This is a genomic window from Streptococcus parasanguinis (genome assembly GCF_001578955.1).
GTDB classification, from domain to species: Bacteria; Bacillota; Bacilli; order Lactobacillales; family Streptococcaceae; genus Streptococcus; species Streptococcus parasanguinis_U.
The window spans coordinates 1-3,560 of record NZ_KQ969694.1 but is presented as its reverse complement, the minus strand read 5'-3'; the positions used below and the strand labels follow the sequence as shown (position 1 = coordinate 3,560).

Genomic DNA, 3,560 nt, shown 5'->3' with positions numbered 1-3,560 from the left:
AGCTTGTACCCGGGCTGCAGTTGATGGCATTAAACTGTCTGGAGTAATCGTAGCAACAACGATGAAATCAAGTCCCTCAGCGTCTAAGTTTGCTTTTGCTAATAATCTTTGTGCGACAACTGTTGCTAGATCACTTGTCGTCTCATCTTTTGAAATGTGACGCCGAAGGATACCTGTCCGACTACTGATCCATTCATCACTTGTATCCATGATCTCAGCCAAATCATCATTTGATACGACTTGGTCAGGTGCATAATGAGCAACTTGACTAATTTTAGCAAAGACCATTATTTAATTTCCTCCAAGAAACGATACAGATTTTGCAATCCTTTCTGCATCACTTTCTTCTCTTCGGGACTCATATCTCCAATAATCTGGTTGACCATCCGTTTATGGAATTGCTGATGAAGACGATAAAGTAGACGACCGTTCTTCGTTAAACTTAAGTGTACAACCCGGCGATCAACCTCTGATCTTCTTCTTTCGATATACCCTTTGCGTTCAAGATTATTCAAACTTGTCGTGACAGTCCCTAAAGTCACCATCAACTCCCGTGAAATATCACTCGGTGTTGCATTCGGTGTCGAACCAATCACATCAATCGTATGCATTTCCTTTATAGAAACATCTTTGAATCGACTTGCTCTTAGGCTCGACTCCTCAATAACCAAAACATTATTAAAGATGGATGTTAAATAATCGTTAACTAATTGGTAATTCAAAACTCCACCTCCTAAATTACTTTGACAGTCGAATTGTATCAAAAATGAAAATAATTTGCAAGCATTTTTTCAAAAAACACAGAAAAAATACAAATTTATTTTCCTTTAAATTGTGGCCGTCGTTTTTCAGAGTAGGCAATAACCCCCTCCTTAAAATCTTCCGTAAAAGCTAGTTTCTTTTGCAATTCCAATTCAAGACCCGCATATTGATCCCAATCTTTCAGGAATGCTTCCCATACCATTTCTTTCATAGCAGCATAAGAATTTGAAGATCCTCTTCTTAATTTTTTAAGCAGTTGATCTACCGTCTTATCGAGTTTATCAGATTCACATACACGGTAAGCTAGGCCATAATCAAATGCCTTTTCAGCGTTCAGGGATTCACCCGTCATTACTAAATGAGTAGCACGAGACATTCCAATAGATTTTCCTAATAAGAATAAACCACCTGCATCTGGTGCTAAACCAACCCCAACAAAAGCCTGAATGAATTTTGTCCGCTCACTAATAATACAAAAATCAACAGCTACTGCAATGTTTGCTGCTGCTCCTGCGACAGCTCCATCTGCCACCATGATAACTGGCTTAGGCAATTGTTTAATTTTCTTCGAAATAGTATTAACCAATTCCGCAATTAAGACAAGAGACTCGATGTCATCCGCATCAACTGCACGTTTCATTTCGCTCAAATCCCCACCAACTGAAAAGATTTTTCCTTCTGCTGACAGAATAATGAATTTAACTTCCTCATTGGTTTCTGCATCTTCCAAAGCAGCTAAAATTTCTTGACACATTGGAATGTTAAAACCATTTGATACCTCAGGACGATTTAAAGAAATCGTTGCTAGGTCATTTTCAACTGAATACAAAATTGTTTCAAACATCTCAGACTCCTTTTATTTTAATATTAAATATTTTGATATTAAAACTTATGAATTATAACATATCATACCACAAAAAATAAAAATAGTAAAATATATCTATATGATGTAACAAAATTGTAAAGTTTGAATAGTTTCAACCTTTTGCCTCAGAAGTTACAAATACTATTTCCTATCAGGAAATAAATTGTATCAATAACTGAACTTTGGTATAATGTATTAATGAAAACTATTAAGGAGAAAACATGAAAGTAACAAAATTCGGTGGAAGTTCTCTAGCATCAGCTTCTCAATTAAAAAAAGTACTTGATATCATTAAAGATGATCCAGAAAGAATGTTTGTAGTTGTATCGGCTCCAGGTAAACGCAATGCAGAAGATACAAAAGTAACAGATGCTCTGATTCGATATTATAAAGAATTTACTTCAGATAAGGATGTTACTCAAACACAACAGTGGATTATAGAGCGTTATCGTGCTATTACGGAAGAATTGGGTCTCAAAGAATCCATTATTCAAGAAATTGCTGAAGATATCTATGATTTGACAAATTTACCCAAAAAAGGAAACCCATTTACATACGATGCATTCCTAGCTGCTGGTGAAAATAACAATGCTAAACTCATTGCTGCTTATTTCAATCAAAATGGCTTAGAATCAAGATATATTCATCCAAAAGAAGCAGGAATTACCGTTACTGCAGAACCTTCCAACGCTCGGATTTTGCCATCTAGTTACGATAAAATTGAAGAACTAAAAGATTCAAGTGAAGTGATTGTCGTTCCAGGATTCTTTGGTGTTACCCAAGATGGGGACATTTGTACATTTTCTCGTGGTGGTTCTGATATTACAGGATCAATCATTGCTGCTGGTGTAAAAGCAGACTTATACGAAAACTTTACGGATGTCAATGGAATATTTGCTGCACACCCTGGTATTATTAAAAATCCCCACTCGATTCCTGAGTTAACCTACAAAGAGATGCGAGAATTAGCCTATGCTGGCTTTTCTGTATTGCATGATGAGGCTCTCGTACCAGCATACAGAGGTAAAATTCCTCTAGTAATAAAAAATACAAACAATCCAAATCATCCTGGTACAAGAATTGTTTTAGAACATTCTAATGATCATGTAACTGTAGTAGGAATCGCAGGTGATTCAGGTTTCGTAAGTATCAATATGACCAAATACCTCATGAACCGTGAAGTTGGCTTTGGTCGTAAAGTTTTACAAGTACTAGAAGATCTTAATATTAGTTGGGAACACATGCCAACTGGTATCGATGACTTATCTATAATATTACGTTCACGTGAACTCACTCCAATTAAAGAACAAGAAATTTTAAAACAATTAACTCAGAAACTTGAAGTTGACACAGCTGAGATTGAACATGATCTTTCAATCATTATGATTGTTGGTGAAAAAATGAAAAGTCAAGTTGGGGTTACGGCAACTGCAGCCAAAGCACTATCAGAAAATGAAGTTAATATTCAAATGATTTCACAAGGTTCTAGTGAAGTTTCCATTATGTTCGTTGTAAGTAAAAACCAAGAAGAAAAAGCCATTAAAGCTTTATATAATGCATTTTTCTCAAATAACTAATAAATAGATAAATGTTCCGTTACTTAACAGGTACTTCGGATTGAAGAAAAAATCAATTTTGATTACTTTCTTCAATTTTTTTTTACCAGAGAAAGCAAAAAACTCTTAAAAATAGTACTATATCAGCATTCCTAAGAGTTTCCATTATATGGTAAACAACCTCAAAATAGAAATTTTCTATTGTTTATTGGGATTGTATACATTCTGAAGCTCCAATTGCCTAATAGAGCTTTTTCTAAAAAATAAAAGAGGTCAATAATTGACCTCTTTGAATATACTCCGCCAGTAGGACTCGAACCTACGACATCATGATTAACAGTCATGCGCTACTACCAACTGAGCTATGGCGGAATCAA

At 35.2% G+C, this 3,560-nt stretch carries 3 protein-coding genes, 1 tRNA gene and 1 pseudogene; 1 reads left to right on the top strand and 4 read right to left on the bottom strand.

Annotation, left to right across the window (positions count from 1 at the left end; genetic code table 11):
- From SPADD19_RS12960 to fabM, 3 genes and pseudogenes are all read right to left on the bottom strand, one after another.
- Positions 1-288 (bottom strand): annotated as a pseudogene (locus SPADD19_RS12960) (3-oxoacyl-ACP synthase); the annotation flags it as partial.
- Positions 288-722: a fatty acid biosynthesis transcriptional regulator FabT gene (gene fabT / locus SPADD19_RS10220; protein WP_003003993.1), complete on the bottom strand. Its 435-nt coding sequence runs from the start codon at positions 720-722 to the stop codon at positions 288-290. The gene fabT and the pseudogene SPADD19_RS12960, both read right to left, overlap by 1 nt.
- 95 nt (positions 723-817) lie before the next feature.
- The gene (fabM, locus tag SPADD19_RS10215; protein WP_061455933.1) at positions 818-1,606 is read right to left on the bottom strand and encodes a trans-2-decenoyl-ACP isomerase; all 789 of its coding nucleotides are present in this window, start codon (positions 1,604-1,606) and stop codon (positions 818-820) included.
- A 242-nt stretch (positions 1,607-1,848) separates the two neighbouring features.
- Between fabM and SPADD19_RS10210 the strand changes: the two genes are divergently transcribed.
- Positions 1,849-3,204 carry an aspartate kinase gene (locus SPADD19_RS10210; RefSeq protein ID WP_061455932.1) on the top strand — a complete coding sequence of 452 codons (1,356 nt, stop codon included), beginning with the start codon at positions 1,849-1,851 and terminating at the stop codon, positions 3,202-3,204.
- A 277-nt stretch (positions 3,205-3,481) separates the two neighbouring features.
- On the opposite strand, the gene SPADD19_RS10205 is transcribed toward SPADD19_RS10210, so the two are convergent.
- Positions 3,482-3,555, bottom strand: a tRNA-Asn gene (locus SPADD19_RS10205).
- Between the last annotated feature and the right edge of the window lie 5 nt (positions 3,556-3,560).

Bases quoted from the DNA above. Each gene is read 5' to 3' on its own strand.
- fabM (WP_061455933.1), bottom strand. From the start codon at position 1,606: ATGTTTGAAACAATTTTGTATTCAGTTGAAAATGACCTAGCAACGATT.
- SPADD19_RS10210 (WP_061455932.1), top strand. From the start codon at position 1,849: ATGAAAGTAACAAAATTCGGTGGAAGTTCTCTAGCATCAGCTTCTCAA.